The organism is Mesorhizobium sp. CC13, assembly GCF_039907765.1.
GTDB lineage: Bacteria > Pseudomonadota > Alphaproteobacteria > Rhizobiales > Rhizobiaceae > Aminobacter.
Genome location: NZ_JARDJI010000001.1, coordinates 388,519 through 406,314, shown reverse-complemented (window position 1 = coordinate 406,314; position 17,796 = coordinate 388,519). Strand labels below are relative to the sequence as shown.

The window sequence follows — 17,796 nt, the reverse complement described above, 5'->3', positions numbered from 1 at the left end:
GCCCTGCTGTCAAGGGCAGCAAGGCGTCATTGGCGTTCCGGCTTGCGCAGGAGCCAGACGGCCATGACCCCGAGCAGCGCCGCCGCCAGTCCGTACCAGGTGATGACGTATTGCAGATGGTTGTTCGGCATGTCGACCAAAGTGACGCCGCCGGCCGGCCACCCGCCGGGATTGGGCGCCTTGCCGGCGTCGACGAAGAACGGCACGACGACGGCGCCAGCGGGCAGGCCCGCGGTCGCGGCCATTGCGTCGCGGTCCTTCCAGTAGAACACGTTCTTCTTGAGGTCGTTGTCCGGCACCAGCGAGCCCGGCTTGCCGTCGAGCGGATCGCGGGCAAGGCCGGTAATCGTCACGGGGCCGGCGACCTGGCCGTCCTGGCGCTTTGCCGCGTCCTTGCGGTCATAGGGGACGAAGCCGCGGTTCACCAGCACGTAGCGCCCGTCGTCCAGCCTGAGCGGCGTGTAGACATAGAAGCCCGACTGGCCCTGCCAGGTGGCGAGGAAGTGGCGTTCGCCCTCGTGCTGGAACGTGCCGGACACGGTCACCGGCCAATAGTCGACGTCGCCGGTGGCGCGATACTTGACCTCCATCTCGGCAAGCGGCAGCGGGTCGGACTGGATGCGTCCGTCGATCTGCGCGATCAGCGCATCCTTCCAGTACATGCGCTGGACCTGCCAGCTGCCGAGCGCCACGAGCACGGCGAAGACGATCAGGCCGAGTACGAGGGCCAGCACACGCCGAGGACGCCTGGCGGAAACGGAACCTGTCATGGGAACGCTCATTCGCGGGTATCCAGCCGTCCTTCGGCTGCCTTGTTGCGATATTGGAGGGTGATCAGCACGCCTTTCAGCAGGCGCAGCGCAGTGAGGCTGAGGATGACCGCCAGGGGGATCCACAGCAGGAAATGCAGCCACAGCGGCGGTGCCAGCGACACCTCCGTCCACAAGGCGAGGCCGACAACGACGAAGCCGATGATGAGGATGACGAAGACCGCCGGGCCGTCCCCCGCGTCGGCGAAGGAATAGTCGAGCAGGCACACGCCGCACTGCTTGCCCACCTCGAGGAAGCCGGAAAACAACTTCCCCTCGCCGCAGCGCGGGCACCTGCCCTTGAGCCCTGCGGAGACGGGATCGACCGGCGGCCAGATCGCCTTGTCCTCAGCCATGATTCAACTCCTCGCCTGCCCTAAAAGACGAAGGCGGCTGCGTTGCCGCAGCCGCCTTCCAATGCCTCGCGGACCCGCTCAGCCGCCGTGCGCGATGGGCGCGCCGGACGAAGCCCAGACATAGATCGCGGTGAACAGGAACAGCCACACCACGTCGACGAAGTGCCAGTACCATGCGGCCGCCTCGAAGCCGAAATGCTGCTTCGGCGTGAAGCCGCCGGCCATCGCGCGGAGCAGGCAGACCAGCAGGAAGATGGTGCCGACGATGACGTGGAAGCCGTGGAAGCCGGTCGCCATGAAGAAGGTCGCGCCGTAGATCGAGTCACGGAAGCCGAACGGGGCGTTCATGTACTCGTAGGCCTGCACGAACGAGAACAGCAGGCCGAGCGCGACCGTAATCGCCAGGCCGTTGACCAGGCCCTTGCGGTCGTTGTGCAGCAGCGCATGGTGCGCCCAGGTCACGGCAGTGCCCGACAGCAGCAGGATGATGGTGTTGTAGAGCGGCAGGTGGAAGGGATCGAGCACCTCGATGCCCTTCGGCGGCCACACGCCACCGGTGTAGGCGGTACGGGCGACCTGGGCTGCCTCGCCCGGGAAGAGGCTGGCATCGAAGAAGGCCCAGAACCAGGCGACGAAGAACATCACCTCGGAGGCGATGAACATGATCATGCCGTAGCGCAGGTGCAGGGAGACGACGCGGGTGTGATGACCCTCGTTGGCTTCCTTCACCGTGTCCGACCACCAGCCGAACATGGTGTAGAGCACGATCGCCAGGCCGATGGCGAAGATCCAGTACTTGGCGTTGGCCATGTCGTAGCCGAAGATCGGCAGGTTGCCGCCCTTCAGGTACGACATCCATGCGACGCCGCCAAAAGCCATGACGAGCGCGCCCAGCGACCCGAGGAAGGGCCACGGGCTGGGATCGATGATGTGATAATCGTGTTGCGGTTTTGCGTGCGCGTCTGCCATCTCATCCCCCGGCTTTTACGTCGGAATTAACAGTTGTCGTTTCGCCGTCGACCTTGGGCGCGGCAGCTACTGGCTTCTCCCGCTCGAGCGGGAAGAAGGTATAGGACAGCGTGATCGTCTTGATGTCCTTGAGTTCAGGCACGTTCACGATGTCGGGATCGACATAGAAGACGACCGGCATGTCGATCGAGGCGCCCGGCTCCAGCGTCGTATCGGTGAAGCAGAAGCACTCGACCTTGTTGAAATAGGCTCCGGCCAGTTCGGGCGTGACGTTGAAGGTCGCCCGGCCAGAGGTCGGCTGGTCGAACAGATTCGTGGCCTTGTACTGCGCCTGCGTCGTCTCGCCAATCTTGATCTTGATCTCGCGCGCGACCGGCTTGAAGTCCCACGGCACGCCCGCCGTATTGGCGTCGAAACGGACGGTGATCTCGCGGTCGAGAACGCGGTCTGAATACTGTTCGACGCGCTGCGTGGTGCCGCCATAGCCGGTGATCTGGCAGAACATGGCGTAGAGCGGCACCGCCGCGTAGGCCATGCCGACCATGCCGCCGACGAAGGCCAGGCACATGCCGGCGATCATCCCGTTGGAACGCGGCTTCCGGAGCACGGCCGGTTGAGCCTCCTTGGTCGCCTCGCTCATAGCGGGCGATCCAGGATGGCCGGACCGAACTTGGCGATCGTGGCCAGGTAGAAGATGATCACCAGTGCCGCCAGCGCGAGCCCGATGGCGATGTTGCGGCTGCGCCGCGCTTTCTGCTGGCTTTCGGTAAGCGTAACCATTTCCTTGTCCGTCATGTTCAGACGCCCCCAAGCGCAACGGCCCGGCCGATGACGCTGTCTGCGAGGTAGGCGGCAAAGATCGCGAAAAGATAGAGCAACGAATAGGCAAACAACGCCTTGGCCGGCTTCATCGCCTTGTCGGCGTCGGGCATCCGGAGCACCTTCCAGGCGTACCAGACGAAACCCGCGCCCAGCGCCAGCGACACCACGCCGTAGCCGGCGGTCGTGTAGCCAAGCAGCCACGGCGCCACGCCGACCGGCGCAAGCAGCAGCGAATAGGCGAAGATCTGCCTGCGGGTCGAGGCGGCACCGGCCACGTTCGGCATCATCGGGATGCCGGCGCGCTCGTAGTCCTCGGACTTGAACAGCGCCAGCGCCCAGAAGTGCGGCGGCGTCCACAGGAAGGTGATGAGGAAGAGGACGAAGCTCTCGAAGCCGACATTGCCGGTCACGGCGGCCCAGCCGATCATCGGCGGCAGCGCGCCGGCGGCTCCGCCGATGACGATGTTCTGCGGCGTCCAGCGCTTCAGCCACATCGTGTAGATGACGGCATAGAAGAAGATGGTGAAGGCGAGCAGCGCTGCCGACAACCAGTTGACCAGCACGCCCAGCGTCATCACCGACAGGACCGACAGCACGAGGCCGAAGGTCAGCGCCTCGCGCGGGCTCACCTTGCCCATCGGCACGGGCCGCTTGGCCGTGCGCGTCATGACGGCGTCGATGTCGGCGTCGTACCACATGTTGAGGGCGCCCGAGGCGCCGGCGCCAACTGCGATCGCCAGGATCGCGACGATGGCGAGGAACGGATTGATGGTCACCGGCGCGGCCACCATGCCGACGAAGGCCGTGAACACGACCAGCGACATCACGCGCGGCTTCAGCAGGGCGAGAAAATCGCCCGCCGTCGCCTCCGACATGCGGAAGGCCTGATCGTCAAGTCGATTGTTGACAAGGGCCATGCGTACCTGCGTCCAGTCGTTCGGTTTGTCCGAAGCCGCCGGTCGCCCGGCGGCTTCGATTTCAGTCAGCGCCTTACTTGATGCGCGGCAGCTGTTCCCACTGGTGGAACGGCGGCGGCGAAGGCAGCTGCCATTCCAGCGTGGTCGCACCCTCGCCCCACGGATTGGCACCGGCGACGCGCTTCTTCGAGAAGGCCTCGAAGACGCCGAACAGGAAGATCAGCACGCCGACGGCAGAGATGTAGGAGCCGTAGGACGACACCATGTTCCAGCCGGCATACGCATCCGGGTAGTCGATGTAGCGGCGCGGCATGCCGGCCAGGCCGAGGAAGTGCTGCGGGAAGAAGATCAGGTTGACGCCGACGAACGTCACCCAGAAGTGCGTGTTGGCGATCACCGGCGAGTACATGTAGCCGCTCATCTTCGGGAACCAGTAGTACCAGGCGGCGAAGATGGCGAACACGGCGCCCAGCGACAGCACGTAGTGGAAGTGCGCGACCACGTAGTAGGTGTCGTGCAGCGAACGGTCCAGGCCGGCGTTGGCCAGCTGCACGCCGGTGACGCCACCGACGGTGAACAGGAAGATGAAGCCGATCGCCCACAGCATCGGCGTCTTCATCTGGATGGAGCCGCCCCACATGGTGGCGATCCACGAGAAGATCTTCACGCCCGTCGGCACCGCGATGACCATCGTGGCGAAGACGAAGTAGCGCTGCGTGTCGAGCGACAGGCCGGTGGTGTACATGTGGTGCGCCCACACGACGAAGCCGACGGCACCGATGGCGACCATGGCGTAGGCCATGCCGAGGTAGCCGAAGATCGGCTTGCGCGAGAAGGTCGACACGATGTGGCTGACGATGCCGAAGCCCGGCAGGATCAGGATGTACACTTCCGGGTGACCGAAGAACCAGAACAGGTGCTGGAACAGGATCGGGTCGCCGCCGCCTTCCGGCGCGAAGAAGGTCGTGCCGAAGTTACGGTCGGTGAGCAGCATCGTGATGCCGCCAGCCAGGACCGGCAGCGACAGGAGCAGCAGGAAGGCGGTGATCAGCACGGCCCAGGCGAACAGCGGCATCTTGTGCAGCGTCATGCCCGGGGCGCGCATGTTGAAGATCGTGGTGATGAAGTTGATCGCACCGAGGATCGACGACGCACCGGCGATGTGCAGCGACAGGATCGCGAGGTCCATCGCGGGTCCGGGCTGGCCGGAGGTCGAGAGCGGCGGATAGATCGTCCAGCCGCCGCCGACGCCGTAGGCACCCGGCGCGCTCGGCACGAAGGCCGAGATGATGAGCAGGATGAAGGCCGGCGGAAGCAGCCAGAAGGAGATGTTGTTCATGCGCGGGAACGCCATGTCCGGCGCGCCGATCATGATCGGCACCATCCAGTTGGCGAAGCCGCCGATCAGCGCCGGCATGACCATGAAGAAGATCATGACCAGGCCGTGGGCGGTCGTGAACGCGTTGAACATGCTCTTGCCCGCGTCCATCGCGGCGTCGCCCTCGACGCCGTAGACCATGGAGGCAAGACCGTGGAATATCTGGATGCCCGGCTCGGCGAGCTCCCAGCGCATCATGACGGACAGGAATCCGCCGACACACCCGGCCATGATCGCGAAGATCAGGTAGAGCGTTCCAATATCCTTGTGGTTGGTCGAGTACACCCACCGGACCCAGCCCTTCGGCTTGTGGTCGTGGTGGTCGTGAGCTGCAGCGCCTGCCATATTCCGCTCCGTTCCCTGATCCCTATTCCACCGCGGCTCAGTTGCCGGCGGCCGCGACCTTGGCAGCGCCTTCGACCTCGGCCATCAGTGCCTTGTTGGCACCCGGCAGATCGGTCTTCGCGGCGGCCAGCCACGTGTTGTACTGCGCATCGTTGACGACGCGGATTGCGATCGGCATGAACGCATGGTCCTTGCCGCAAAGTTCGGAGCACTGGCCGTAATACAGGCCCTCCTTCTCCGCCTTGAACCAGGTCTCGTTGATGCGGCCCGGCACTGCGTCGGTCTTCAGGCCGAAGGCCGGCATGGCGAATGCGTGGATGACGTCGCTCGCGGTGACGAGCAGGCGCACCGTGGCGTTGACCGGCACGACCACCTCGTTGTCGACGGCGAGGAGACGCGGATAGGCGCCCTTGTCTTCCTTGCCGGCCGCGGCGCGATCGCCCTCGGCGAGCATCGCCGAGTTGAACGAGAGCGGCTCGTCGACCTGGTACTCGTAGTCCCAGTTCCACTGGTTTCCGGTGGCCTTGATGGTCAGCTTCGCCTCTTCGGTCGGCGTATACTGCGCCGTCAGCAGCTGGAAGGACGGAACCGCGAGGAACAGCAGCACGACCACCGGCCCGACGGTCCAGACGACCTCGATCAGCGTGTTGTGGCTGGTGCGCGACGGGTTCGGATTGACGCTCGCGCGGAACTTCACGATGCAATAGGCCAGAAGCGCCAGCACGAAGAGCGTGATCGGGACGATGAACCACAGGGTGTAGCGCTCGAACCACGTGATCTGTTCCATGATGCCGGTCGCAGCCGGCTGGAACGTGGCCTGCCAGGGTGTCGGCTGAGCCGCAAGGGCCGCGACACTGGCAAGGGAAGCAGTCGCCGTGACGGCGCTAGCAAGGATCTTTCTCATTACCCTCTGTATCTCCCAACTCCGCGCGGGCTGACCGCAAGGACATCTCGCCGGCTCCGGGACGGGAATCCCAGAGACGTTCGGAGGTTCAAACCATACTCTCTTTGCATCCGCAAGGAAGCAGAGGCATAACCCATGCGGCATTTTTGCGCGCAGGGTGGACAACCCGGCACGGCGGGCCTAGTGGCGCCGGGTCGGGAAGGCGATGCGTCCGCACGGCATGGTCATAGTCCTGCAGCATGCCCAAATTCGGGCCGATTTGGGCTGGAAGTCTGGGAAAAGTGCAGATTTCAGGATGGCGTGCGGGGCCTCTTGTTATTTACTTGCCGCACGCGCGACCTAAATTGTCGTGATTCGCAATGGAGCCGTCATGAAGTCTGGGCTGTTTAAAACCTTGGCGAAGGTGTTGGTCGCCGCCGCCTTCGCGGCGCCGCTACCGGCTGGCGCACAGCAGCAGAGCGGCAAGGTCAAGTCGACTCACGGCGCGTGGTCCATCATCTGCGACACGCCGGCGGGCGCCAGCACCGAGCAATGCGTGATGATGCAGAACGTCATCGCCGAGGACCGCCCGGAAATGGGGCTCTCGGTCGTCGTGCTGCGTACCGCCGACAACAAGGCCGAGATTCTGCGCGTGCTCGCGCCGCTCGGCGTTCTCCTGCCCAACGGCCTCGGCCTCAATGTCGATCAGAAGGATATCGGCCGTGCCTATTTCGTCCGCTGTTTCCAGGACGGCTGCTATGCCGAGGTGATCCTGGAGAAGCAGTTGCTCGACACGCTGAAGACCGGCAAGGCCGCCACGTTCATCGTCTTCCAGACGCCTGAGGAAGGCATCGGCATCCCGGTCGACCTGAACGGCTTCGCCGAGGGCTTCGCGGCGCTGCCGTGAACCATTGACCTTCAGGCATTGTCCGGCGTCGCTGCGTCGCCTACATCGGGGAGACGACCTCCCAAGGATCAAAGGCGACGTGCCATGACCAGCCTGCTCAGCCAGTTCGACATCTCCGAAGACCGCGTGCGCCGGATCGTCGCCGATACGATCGAAGGCGCCGACGACGGCGAGCTCTACGTCGAATATCGCGAGGGCGAAGCCCTGATGTTCGACAACGGCCGGCTGAAGACGGCCAACTTCAACACCGACCAGGGTTTCGGGCTGCGCGCCGTCGCCGGCGAGGCGACCGGCTATGCGCATGCGAGCGAGCTATCGGAAGCGGCTTTGCTGCGCGCCTCCGATGCGGTATCGGCCGTCAAGGGCGGCTACAGCGGCACGCTTGCCGCCGCGCCCGCCCGCACCAACCGCCACCTCTACGGCGAAGACAACCCGATCCCCTCCCCCTCCTTCGAGGCCAAGGCCAAGCTTCTGCAGGAGATCGACGCCTGGGTGCGCGCCAAGGACCCGCGCGTGCGCCAGGTGACTGCGTCACTCGCCTCGTCGTGGCAGCACGTCGAGATCCTGCGCGGCGACGGGCACGTCGTGCGCGACATCCGGCCGCTGGTGCGCATGAACGTTGCGGTGGTCGTCGGCGACGGCGACCGCCAGGAGAGCGGCTCCTATGGCGCCGGCGGCCGCAAGAACTTCGACGAGTTCCTGACCGAGGAAAGCTGGCAGGGCGCGGCAAGCGAGGCACTGCGCCAGGCGTTGGTCAATCTCGAGGCCATCCCCGCCCCGGCCGGCACCTTCGACATCGTGCTGTCCTCCGGCTGGCCGGGCGTGATGCTGCACGAGGCCGTCGGACATGGGCTCGAAGGCGACTTCAACCGCAAGAAGACCTCGGCCTTTGCCGGCCTTCTCGGCCAGCAGGTCGCCGCCAAGGGCGTCACCGTCGTCGACGACGGCACCATCGCCGAGCGCCGCGGCTCGCTCACCGTCGACGACGAAGGCACGCCCAGCGCCCGCAACGTGCTGATCGAGGACGGCAAGCTGGTCGGCTACATGCAGGACCGGCAGAACGCCCGTCTGATGGGCATGGCCGCCACCGGCAACGGCCGGCGCGAATCCTACGCGCACCAGCCGATGCCGCGCATGACCAACACCTACATGACCTCGGGCGACATGACGCCGGAGGAGATCATCGCCTCGGTCAAGAACGGCATCTATGCCGTCTCCTTCGGCGGCGGCCAGGTCGACATCACCAGCGGAAAGTTCGTTTTCGGCTGCACCGAGGCCTACATGATCGAGGACGGCAAGGTGACCCAGCCGATCAAGGGCGCGATGCTGATCGGCAACGGTCCGGACGCCATGCACCGCGTCACCATGGTCGGCAACGACATGAAGCTCGACACCGGCATCGGCATGTGCGGCAAGGCCGGACAGGGCGTACCGGTCGGCGTCGGCCAGCCGCATCTGCGCATGAACCAGATGACGGTCGGCGGTACCCGCACGTAACAGCCGGCGGCTCGAGCTGGCCAGTTGCCGGCGCGCAAGCGCCGACCGGCAAGAAATCTCCGCGGATACATGCCCCATCGCCTGGACGACGGTGCATGCACCCGCGGAGCATCAAGATGCGTTGAGCCGCCTGGGTTCAGCTCAAGCCGCATCCGCCTTCGGCTGGATCAATGCCGTGCGCTTGCCGCGGTGCAAATCCACGGCAAAGGTGCAGGCCGCACTGTGGCCGGGCGACAGCTTGTAGGCAGCCGGCACCTGCTGCTTGCACTCGTCGACCACCAGCGGGCAGCGGGTCCGGAACCGGCAACCCGACGGCGGGTTGGTCGGGCTCGGCACCTCCCCGATCATCAGCGGCGCCTTGCGCTGCCTTTCGGCGATCGGATCGGCCTCGGGGACCGAAGCCAGCAGCATCTGCGAATAGGGATGACTCGGATGGTCGTAGAGCTCCTGCGACGGCCCGTGCTCGACGATCTTGCCGAGATACATGACATAGACGCGCGAGGCCGCCTGCCTGACGAGCTCGAGGTCGTGGGCGATGAACAGGCAGGCCACGCCCAAGTCCTTCTGCAACCGCAGGAACAGGTTCATCACCTGGGCGCGGATGGACAGATCCAGCGCGCTGACCGGCTCGTCGCAGATCAGCACCCGGGGATTGACCGCCAGCGAACGGGCGATGGCGACGCGCTGGCGCTGGCCGCCGGACAGTTCGCGTGTGTGGCGGTCCTTCACCGCATCGGCCAGGCCGACCTGGTCGAGCAGTTCCTTGGTGCGGCGCTCGCGATCGGTCCTTGACCTCATCCCGTCGATCTGCAGGGCCTCGTCGATGGCCTCGCCGACCGTCTGCCTGTCGTTGAGCGACGAGTAGGGATCCTGGAACACGTATTGCAGGGCCCTGCGGCTGTTGCGCAGCGCCGTGCCCGAAAGCGTGCTGAGGTCCACGCCGTCGAGCAGCACGCGCCCGGAACTCGCCTTTTCGAGCCCGACGATCGTACGGCCGAGGGTCGACTTGCCGCAGCCCGATTCGCCGACCAGGCCGACGATCTCGCCCGGATACAGCTCGATGGACACGTCGTCGACGGCATGCACGAACTTGCCCCGCTGCACGCTCTTGAACCGCGTCTGCAGGTTTTCGACTTTAAGAACAGGCGCGTGTGTCATGCGGCTGCCTTTCCTTGATTGACGACCGAGCAGGCCACGAAGACGCTGCCGTCGGGCGTTGGCACCAGAGGGGGACGGTTGGCTGAGCACGCCGCCACGGCCAGGTCGCAGCGCGTTGCGAAAGCACAGCCCTTGAACGGCTTGCCGAGCGTCGGCGGCACGCCCGGCAAACCGCGGAATTCCGAGCCGATCGGGTCCTCCCGCCGCGGAATCGCGTTGATCAGACCCTTGGTATAGGGGTGGCGCGGGCTGACCAGGACCTTGTCGACCGGGCCGCGCTCGGCGGCGCGGGCCGCATACATGACGACGATGTTGTCGGCGGCGCCGGCAACCACGCCCATGTCGTGGGTGATCAGCACCATTGCCATGTCGAGACGCTTTTGCAGGTCCTTGAGCAGCCGCAGGATCTGCGCCTGCACCGTCACGTCGAGCGCGGTCGTCGGCTCGTCGGCGATCAGCAACTTCGGCTCGCCCGCCAGCGCGATCGCGATGACGATGCGCTGCCGCAACCCGCCCGAAAGCTCGTGCGGATACTGCCTCAGACGTGCCGCAGGATCCGAGATGCCGACGAGCTTGACCAGTTCGAGGGCCCGAGCTTCGGCCGCGCTCGGCGTCATGCCGAGATGCAGCTCCGCCATTTCCGCGATCTGCCGGCCGATGCGGCGCACCGGATTGAGGGCGCTCATCGGGTCCTGGAAGATGAAGCCGATGGACCTGCCGCGGAACTTGCGGATTTCCGACTCCGGCCGGCCGATGAGCTCGTGCCCGTCGAACTTGACCGAGCCCGACAGCACCGTCGTCACGCCCGTCGGCATCAGCCCGAGCGGGGCGAAGTTCATCACGGTCTTGCCGCTGCCGCTTTCGCCGACGATGGCGAGGCACTCGCCCTGGCGGACCGAATAGCTCACCCCGTCGACCGGGCGCACCGCGGATTTGGCGGTCAGGAGGTCGACCGTCAGATTGCTGACGGTCAGGATCGGTTCGTTATGCATCGGAATTCTCCTTGCCCCAGCCCGCGGCCTCAAGCCGGCGTGCCGCAAGCATGCGCCTGGTGAGGGGCTTCGGAATGCGGTTGAGCGCGATGGATTCGCCCAGCGTGTTGAAGCCGATGACGGCTGCGGTCAGCGCGAGACCGGGCAGGAGCACCTGGCGCGGGTCGGATTCGAGATAAGGCAGCGCATCGACGAGCATCTGGCCCCATTCGGGCGTCGGCGGCTGGATGCCGAGGCCGAGGAAGCTCAGCGTCGCCACGGCAAGGGCGGCGGTGCCGGCGTCGGCCGTGGCATACACCATCACCGCGCCGATGGTGCCGGGCAGCAGATGGCCGAAATAGATCCGCCACGGGCTGGCGCCCAGGACCCGCAGCGCCTCGATGTGCGGCTTGCTCATGATGCTCACGGCCACGGCACGGCTGATGCGGCCGCTCATCGGCCACCAGGCGAGCGCGAGCGCCATCACCATGGTCCAGTAGCCCGGGCCGACGATGCCGATCACCGCGAGCGCGATGATCAGGCTGGGGATGGAAAGGCCGACGTCGACCATGCGCATCAGCAGGTCGTCGACCCAGCCGCGGTGGTAGCCGGCGATCGTGCCCATGAGGATACCGATCGTCATGGCGATGCCGAGCACCGAGCCCACGCTGACGAGCGAGGTGTTGGCGGCAATGATCAGCCGGCTCAGCGTATCACGTCCGAGATGGTCGGTTCCGAGCCAATGTGCGGCGCTCGGCCCGAGGCTTGCGTCCAGAAGGTTCTGGGCGCTGGGATCCTGAGGGGCCAACCAGGGCGCGAAGGTGCCCAGGGCAACGAACAGGCCGATGGTGATCAATGCCGCGCGCGGCATCTTCTTCAACCGGGCCAGGATGGGATTGAGTTTGTCCATGATCAGCTCCATTGCCGCCGAATGCGGGGATCGGTCAGCAGAACCGCGAGATCGACGATCAGGTTCACGATGATGAAGAAGGTGAGGAAGATGAGCAGGCACGCCTGCACCACCATGAAGTCGCGGAAGCGCACGCCGTTGAGGAAGTAGTCCCCCAGTCCCTGCCAGGCGAAGAGCGGCTCGACGATGATGCCGGTCGCCGTCATCAGGCCGACCTGGGTGCCGAGCGCATTGATGAATACCGGCGTGATGTTCGGCAGCGCATCGCGGAACAGGATCGCGGTGCGACCCAGCCCCTTGCTCTTGGCGGTGAGCACGAAGGGGCTGGTCATCGCCTCCTCCAGCCCGACGCGCACGACGCGGCTCAGCACGGCGGCCGGCAGGACGGCGACGGTGAGCCACGGCAGGATCCAGCTTTCCAGACCTTCGAAGCCAAAGGACGGAAAGAGCTGGAAGGTGACGGAAAAGCCGTAGATCATCAGCGCCCCGACAAAGAATGTCGGTGTCGAGGCGCCGATGAGCGCCAGACCGCGCGATACGCGGTCCGGCAGTTTGTATGGCCAGAGGGCACCCAGGAAGCCAAGCGCAAGGCTGATCAGGGTGGCGATCACGGCGCCGCCGGCGATCAGCGTCCCCGTCACGAACATGCGCTTTGGCAGGTCCGCATTGATTTCCTGGCCAGTCCTGTAGGAGATGCCGAAATCTCCGCGAACGGCGTCGCCGAGCCAATCCACGTACCGCACCAGCAGTGGCTTGTTCAGGCCTATCTCTTCGGCAATCTGATCGACATATCCCGGAACCGAGACCGCACCACGCAGTTCGGCAATCAGGACCGCAACATTGCCCGGGGCAGAAACCACGAGCGTGAAGCAGACCACGGACGCAAGGAAGAGCAGGACCAGGGAGTGCTTCAGCCGCTTGCTGATGAAGTGGATCAAGGCAACCTCCCGTTAGTCGGCCAGCACGATGTTTTCGTACGGCATGTCGTATTCCGTGGCCGCAACGCTGAAGCCTTGGACCCGCTTGGAATGCGCCCAAATGGTGGGGACATAGATCAGCGGCGCGATCGCGTCGTTGTCCCGCAGCCAGTCGTAGAACTTCTGCAGGGCGGGCTCTACCTCGTCTTCCGAAGCCGACGCGGCGGCGTTGATCAGCGGATCGAGGTTGACCGGATCGGTGACCAGCTTGCCCTCGACGTCATTCTTGAACGTGGAGAGGAAGAGGCCGACGATGGTTCCGAAGGGCTCGAAGGGTGCACCATAGGTCAGGAAGAAGCCGAGATCGTACTTCTTCTCCAGCATGTCGGTGTGCTTCGAGGCATGGTCGACCGAACGGACGGTCAGGTCGATGCCGATCTCCTTGAGCTCGGACTGGATGACCTCGGCCACCACACGCGCGCCAGGTATTGCCTCCGGGCTGACGACCATCTCGAGTGTCAGCGGCTTGCCATCCTTCGAGCGCACCGGACCACCGGTCCAGCCGGCCTTCTCGAGCAGCGCAGACGCCGCCGCCACGTCGCGGACCGGAGCGTCATATTGCTTACCCGACAACGGCAGTGCATCGGAGAACAGGTTGCCGGCCGGCCTGGCGTAGCCGAGATAGAGCGCCTGGGCGATCGCGGCACGGTCGATGCCGGTGCTGATGGCCTTGCGCACCAGTGGGTCCTTGAGGACCTCGGCTCGGTCAGGGTTGAAGGCCATCACCAGCGTGACGTTGCCCGGATCGATGACGACGGGGACGCCGGCCGCGTCGAGCTGCTTGGCTTCGACCGGGGTCAACCCGGCCACCCAGAAGCCGCCGATCAAGTCGAGTTCGCCGGCCCGCAGTGCGGCGACGCGCGATCGCGGATCGGGGACGACCTTGGCTTCGAGACGGTCATAGGACGGCTTGTCGCCCCAGTAGCCGTCGTAGCGCTCGAACACGCTCTGGGTGTCGTCGGCGCTGATCTGGCGCCACGGTCCCGTACCTACGGGTTCGCCGAACTTGCCATCGGCTCCGACTGACTTGGGGCTCAGGAAGCGCGGCGGCCGGGTGTAGGAGAGTTCCTGCATCAGCGCGAGCGGGGCTTCCTTGAAACGCAGCGTGATGTGATAGTCGTCGACCACCTCGACCGACTGGAAATACTTGGAGCAGTTCATCCAGCTGAACTGATCCTTCCCCATCCAGCGATCGAGGTTCCACTTGCACGCGGTCGCGTCGAAGACGGTGCCGTCCTGGAAGGTGACGCCCTGGCGCAAGGTCAGCTGGAGCGTCTTGCCGCCGTCCTCATGCTTCCACTCGGTGGCAAGGCACGGTTCGATCTTGCCACCCTTGCCGTACTTCACCAGCGGCTCGAACATCAGGTCCTGGATGGCCCAGATCGCAAAGTGGCTTTGCGGATCGAGATTTCCTGCCGGCTTCGCGATCGCCACGCGCAGCGTGCCGCTCGCACCTTGCGCATAGGCAAGCTTGGTAAAGGCGGCCTCGGCCATGACCAGCCCCAGGGCGCCAGACGTGCCCTGCAAAAATGTACGCCTATTCAATGACATAGGTTTCTCCTCTCTAAGTTTTGGGTCCTCGGCGCCTCAAATCTGCCGTTACGTCAGAAGCGCTCTTTTTGTATAGACATATAATGTGTCTCATGTATACGATTGAACGTCAAGATCGTATTTTAGATGGAATGCGATTGTGATTGCCGACTGTATCGCCATACCGTGGAATGTGGGGCCAGCTCCCCCGGCGCATCGTGTGATCCGCCGGGAGCAACAACCGATCGCCCTGGGCAAACGCCGTGCCAGACAAGGATTTTTTGCACCTTCCGACATAAATCGGCACTGTCTTCGGCCGCATCCAATGCATGAGACGGGTGCTCTGCATCCCAGATATGCATACAACTGAAAATAAGATTGTATACTCAACGAAATACGAGGGGTAGGAAATGCAAATCAAGCTGATAAATCCGAACACGACCGCCTCCATGACTGAACTCATGGGAGAAGCTGCTCGTGCGGTCGCGGCGCCCGGCAGCGAAATTCTTCTCGCGACTTCGCGATCGGGGGCGGCGTCGATCGAAGGACACTACGACGAGGCCCTGAGCGTTCTCGGCGTCCTGGATCAGATTCTGGAGGGCGATCCGGCCGACGCCTATGTGATCGGCTGCTTCGGAGATCCGGGCCTGCTCGCCGCGCGCGAGGCGACCTCTTCTCCCGTCTTCGGCATTGCCGAGGCCGCCATGCACGCAGCGACGTTCGTGGCCACCAGCTTCTCTGTCGTCACCACGCTCGAACGCACCCGCGTGATCGCCGAGCATCTCGTGCGCAACTACGGCATGCAGGATCACTGCCGCCGGGTGAGAGCCACCGACGTGCCCGTCCTCGAACTCGACAGGCCGGAATCGAATGCTCGTGCCGTCATCCTGGCCGAGTGCGAGAAGGCGCTGCGCGAAGATCGCTCCGAAGCGATCGTGCTCGGCTGCGCCGGCATGGCGGACCTGGCGCAGTTTCTCGAAAGAGAGCTCGGCGTGCCGGTGATCGACGGCGTCGCCGCGGCCGTGAAATTCGCCGAGGCGATCGTCGGGATGGGTCTTCGCACCTCAAAGGCCGGCGATCTCGCCTATCCGCTGCCCAAGCCCTACATCGGAAAATTGTCCGGTTATGCTCCGGCGCGGCTGTTTCCAGCCAACGAGCGTCAACGCATCGCTCGCGCGGCGATATAGGGGAAAGACATGGACTTCGATTTCGCCGAACTGCCCGAGAAGGACCGCTACCGCCTGCTCAGCAACTTCGTCGGCCCGCGGCCGATCGCGCTCGTCACCACCATCGACGAGCACGGCTGCAACAACGCCGCCCCGATGAGCTTCTTCAACGTGTTCTCGCACGAGCCGCCGCTGCTCATCCTCGGCATGCAGACCAGGGCCGACGGCACCACCAAGGACACCGTCGCCAACATCCGCCGCTCGGGCGAGTTCGTCGTCCACATGGTCGACATGGCGATCGCAAAGGAGATGATCGTCACCGGCATCAACTTCCCCGCCGATGTCGACGAGATCGAGTTCGCCGGGCTGACCAGCACGCCTTCGGTCAAGGTGGCCGCGCCGCGCATCGAGGAATCGCCCTGCGCCATGGAATGCAAGGTATCGCAGATCCTCGACTACGGCCGCCGCACCATCGTCGTCGGCGAGGTGGTGCAGATGTATGTCCGCGACGAGTGCCTCGACGAGCGTGGCCACTATGTCCGGCCGGAGGTCTACCAGCCGATCGCCCGACTGCACGCCGACAACTACATCGTCGCCGACAACCAGTTCGTGCTGAAGAAGCCCGAGGACCTGCTCCACCACGAATTCTGGGCCAGCGGCGAAGCCCCCTCGAAGGACTAGAAGCGTCCCAGATGATGGGCAGCAGACAGCCAGCGGCAGCGTAGCCCGTATGCGCCTTGGCAGGCGCTCGCATCGGTCAGACGGCGAGCGCCCTCTCGAGCAGGTCCAGGCCTTCGTCGACGATCGCCTCAGGGGCCGTCAGCGGCACCAGGATGCGGATGGTGTTGGCGTTGACGCCGCAGGAGAGCAGCACCAGGCCGTTCTCGTAGGCGGCCCTGGTGACGCGCTTGGTGGACTCGGCATCCGGCACCTCGCCGGCGCGATCCTGGACAATGTCGAAGGCGACCATCGCGCCGGGGCCCCGCACGGCCGCGATCGGCAGCAGATCGTTGCGGGTCCTGAAGCTTTCGAGGCGGGCCCTGAGGCGCGCGCCGATGGCGTTGGCGCGCTCCAAAAGCTTCTCCTCCTCGAACACGTCGAGCACGGCCAGCGCCGCCGCGCAGGCGAGCGGGTTGCCTGCATAGGTGCCGCCCAGGCCGCCGGCCTCGGCCGCGTCCATGACCTCGGCGCGGCCGATGACGCCCGACAGCGGCAGGCCGCCGGCCAGGCTCTTGGCCACGCAGATCAGGTCGGCATGGACGTCGTAGTGCTCCATGGCAAACATCTTGCCGGTGCGGCCGTAGCCGGTCTGCACCTCGTCGGCGACGAGCAGGATGCCATGGTCGTCGCAGACCTTGCGCAGCCCCCGCATCAGGTCGGCCGGCGCCTGGTGGAAGCCGCCCTCGCCCTGCACCGGCTCGATGATGATGGCCGCGACGCGCGCCGGGTCGATGTCGGCCTTGAACAGGAACTGCAGGTATTTCAGCGACTCCTCTACCGAGACGTCGTTCTGCGGGCTCGGGAATGGCACATGCCAGGTCTCCGGCTGCGCCGGGCCGAGCCCCTTCTTGTAGGGCACCACCTTGCCGGTCATCGACATGGCCATGATGGTGCGGCCGTGGAAGCCGCCGGTAAAGGCGATGACGCCGGAGCGGCCGGTCGCGGCGCGAGCGATCTTGATGGCGTTCTCGGTCGCCTCGGCGCCGGTGGTGAAGAAACCGGTCTTGGCCGGCCCCTTGATCGGCGCCAGCGCGTTGATGCGCTCGGCCAGTTCGACATAGGGCTCGTAGAGCAGCACTTGGAAGCAGGTGTGGGTGAAGCGCTCCATCTGCTCGCGCACGGCGGCCACAACCTTGGGATGGCAGTGGCCGGTGTTCAGCACGGCGATGCCGCCGGCAAAATCGACATAGCGCCTGCCCTCGACGTCCCAGACCTCGGAATTCAACGCGCGCGCCGCCGATATCGGCGTGGCATGGCCGATGCCGCGCGGCACGGCGTTCTGTCGGCGGGCGTAAATTTCAGCGTTGGTGCTCACTGCAATTTCTCCGGAACAGAGGAATGCGAGGCGTTCACGATCGGCGGCAACAGGGACCCCGGGCCCGAGCCCCTGCGGGCAATCTGAACTCTATGCCGCCGTCGCCGGCGAGGCAAACGGCAGGGCGGCTACGACCGGCCGGCGCGCCGAGGCCGAGCAAGATGCC

General features: G+C 65.1%; 18 protein-coding genes. 4 read left to right on the top strand and 14 right to left on the bottom strand.

Going from position 1 to position 17,796, the window contains the following annotated elements; translation table 11 throughout:
* Positions 1-26: 26 nt before the first annotated feature.
* The 8 genes from PV773_RS01930 to coxB form a co-directional block, all read right to left on the bottom strand.
* Complete coding sequence (locus tag PV773_RS01930) at positions 27-770, bottom strand: SURF1 family protein (RefSeq protein WP_347964710.1); 744 nt, start codon at positions 768-770, stop codon at positions 27-29.
* A gap of 8 nt (positions 771-778) precedes the next feature.
* Complete coding sequence (locus PV773_RS01925) at positions 779-1,165, bottom strand: DUF983 domain-containing protein (RefSeq protein ID WP_347964709.1); 387 nt, start codon at positions 1,163-1,165, stop codon at positions 779-781.
* A gap of 78 nt (positions 1,166-1,243) precedes the next feature.
* Positions 1,244-2,134 carry a cytochrome c oxidase subunit 3 gene (locus PV773_RS01920; protein ID WP_347964708.1) on the bottom strand — a complete coding sequence of 297 codons (891 nt, stop codon included), beginning with the start codon at positions 2,132-2,134 and terminating at the stop codon, positions 1,244-1,246.
* Between the two features lies 1 nt (position 2,135).
* Entirely contained in the window at positions 2,136-2,774 is a 639-nt protein-coding gene (locus PV773_RS01915) for a cytochrome c oxidase assembly protein (RefSeq protein WP_347964707.1), read from the bottom strand.
* Complete coding sequence (locus tag PV773_RS01910) at positions 2,771-2,914, bottom strand: hypothetical protein (protein ID WP_347964934.1); 144 nt, start codon at positions 2,912-2,914, stop codon at positions 2,771-2,773. The genes PV773_RS01915 and PV773_RS01910 overlap by 4 nt, the downstream gene beginning before the upstream one ends.
* A 17-nt stretch (positions 2,915-2,931) precedes the next feature.
* On the bottom strand, positions 2,932-3,873 hold the full coding sequence (locus PV773_RS01905) for a heme o synthase (protein WP_347964706.1): 942 nt from the start codon (positions 3,871-3,873) through the stop codon (positions 2,932-2,934).
* A gap of 73 nt (positions 3,874-3,946) precedes the next feature.
* Positions 3,947-5,596 (bottom strand): cytochrome c oxidase subunit I, encoded by a 1,650-nt coding sequence (gene ctaD, locus PV773_RS01900; protein ID WP_347964705.1) that lies wholly within the window; start codon positions 5,594-5,596, stop codon positions 3,947-3,949.
* Positions 5,597-5,633: 37 nt separating this feature from the next.
* Positions 5,634-6,500: a cytochrome c oxidase subunit II gene (gene coxB, locus PV773_RS01895; RefSeq protein ID WP_347964704.1), complete on the bottom strand. Its 867-nt coding sequence runs from the start codon at positions 6,498-6,500 to the stop codon at positions 5,634-5,636.
* Between the two features lie 370 nt (positions 6,501-6,870).
* On the opposite strand from coxB, the gene PV773_RS01890 reads away from it, so the two are divergent.
* Both PV773_RS01890 and tldD read left to right on the top strand, forming a co-directional pair.
* A complete protein-coding gene (locus PV773_RS01890; RefSeq protein ID WP_347964703.1) occupies positions 6,871-7,386 on the top strand; it encodes an invasion associated locus B family protein in 516 nt (171 codons plus the stop codon).
* Positions 7,387-7,470: 84 nt separating this feature from the next.
* Entirely contained in the window at positions 7,471-8,883 is a 1,413-nt protein-coding gene (tldD, locus tag PV773_RS01885) for a metalloprotease TldD (protein WP_347964702.1), read from the top strand.
* 141 nt (positions 8,884-9,024) lie between these two features.
* On the opposite strand, the gene PV773_RS01880 is transcribed toward tldD, so the two are convergent.
* From PV773_RS01880 to PV773_RS01860, 5 genes are read right to left on the bottom strand one after another with little or no spacing between them, the layout of a single operon-like run.
* Positions 9,025-10,041: an ABC transporter ATP-binding protein gene (locus tag PV773_RS01880; RefSeq protein ID WP_347964701.1), complete on the bottom strand. Its 1,017-nt coding sequence runs from the start codon at positions 10,039-10,041 to the stop codon at positions 9,025-9,027.
* Positions 10,038-11,033 carry an ABC transporter ATP-binding protein gene (locus PV773_RS01875; RefSeq protein WP_347964700.1) on the bottom strand — a complete coding sequence of 332 codons (996 nt, stop codon included), beginning with the start codon at positions 11,031-11,033 and terminating at the stop codon, positions 10,038-10,040. Before PV773_RS01875 ends, PV773_RS01880 begins: the two co-directional genes overlap by 4 nt.
* Entirely contained in the window at positions 11,026-11,934 is a 909-nt protein-coding gene (locus tag PV773_RS01870) for an ABC transporter permease (protein ID WP_347964699.1), read from the bottom strand. The genes PV773_RS01875 and PV773_RS01870 overlap by 8 nt, the downstream gene beginning before the upstream one ends.
* Complete coding sequence (locus PV773_RS01865) at positions 11,925-12,860, bottom strand: ABC transporter permease (RefSeq protein WP_347964698.1); 936 nt, start codon at positions 12,858-12,860, stop codon at positions 11,925-11,927. Before PV773_RS01865 ends, PV773_RS01870 begins: the two co-directional genes overlap by 10 nt.
* 12 nt (positions 12,861-12,872) lie before the next feature.
* Positions 12,873-14,450, bottom strand: coding sequence for a nickel ABC transporter substrate-binding protein (locus PV773_RS01860; protein ID WP_347964697.1), 1,578 nt, complete (start codon positions 14,448-14,450; stop codon positions 12,873-12,875).
* A 389-nt stretch (positions 14,451-14,839) separates the two neighbouring features.
* Between PV773_RS01860 and PV773_RS01855 the strand changes: the two genes are divergently transcribed.
* Both PV773_RS01855 and PV773_RS01850 read left to right on the top strand, forming a co-directional pair.
* Complete coding sequence (locus PV773_RS01855; RefSeq protein WP_347964696.1) at positions 14,840-15,616, top strand: aspartate/glutamate racemase family protein; 777 nt, start codon at positions 14,840-14,842, stop codon at positions 15,614-15,616.
* A 9-nt stretch (positions 15,617-15,625) separates the two neighbouring features.
* Positions 15,626-16,276, top strand: a complete 651-nt coding sequence (locus PV773_RS01850; RefSeq protein ID WP_347964695.1) for a flavin reductase family protein — start codon at positions 15,626-15,628, stop codon at positions 16,274-16,276.
* A gap of 76 nt (positions 16,277-16,352) precedes the next feature.
* Here PV773_RS01850 and gabT read toward each other — a convergent pair whose 3' ends face one another.
* Positions 16,353-17,630 (bottom strand): 4-aminobutyrate--2-oxoglutarate transaminase, encoded by a 1,278-nt coding sequence (gabT, locus tag PV773_RS01845; RefSeq protein WP_347964694.1) that lies wholly within the window; start codon positions 17,628-17,630, stop codon positions 16,353-16,355.
* Positions 17,631-17,796 lie beyond the last annotated feature (166 nt).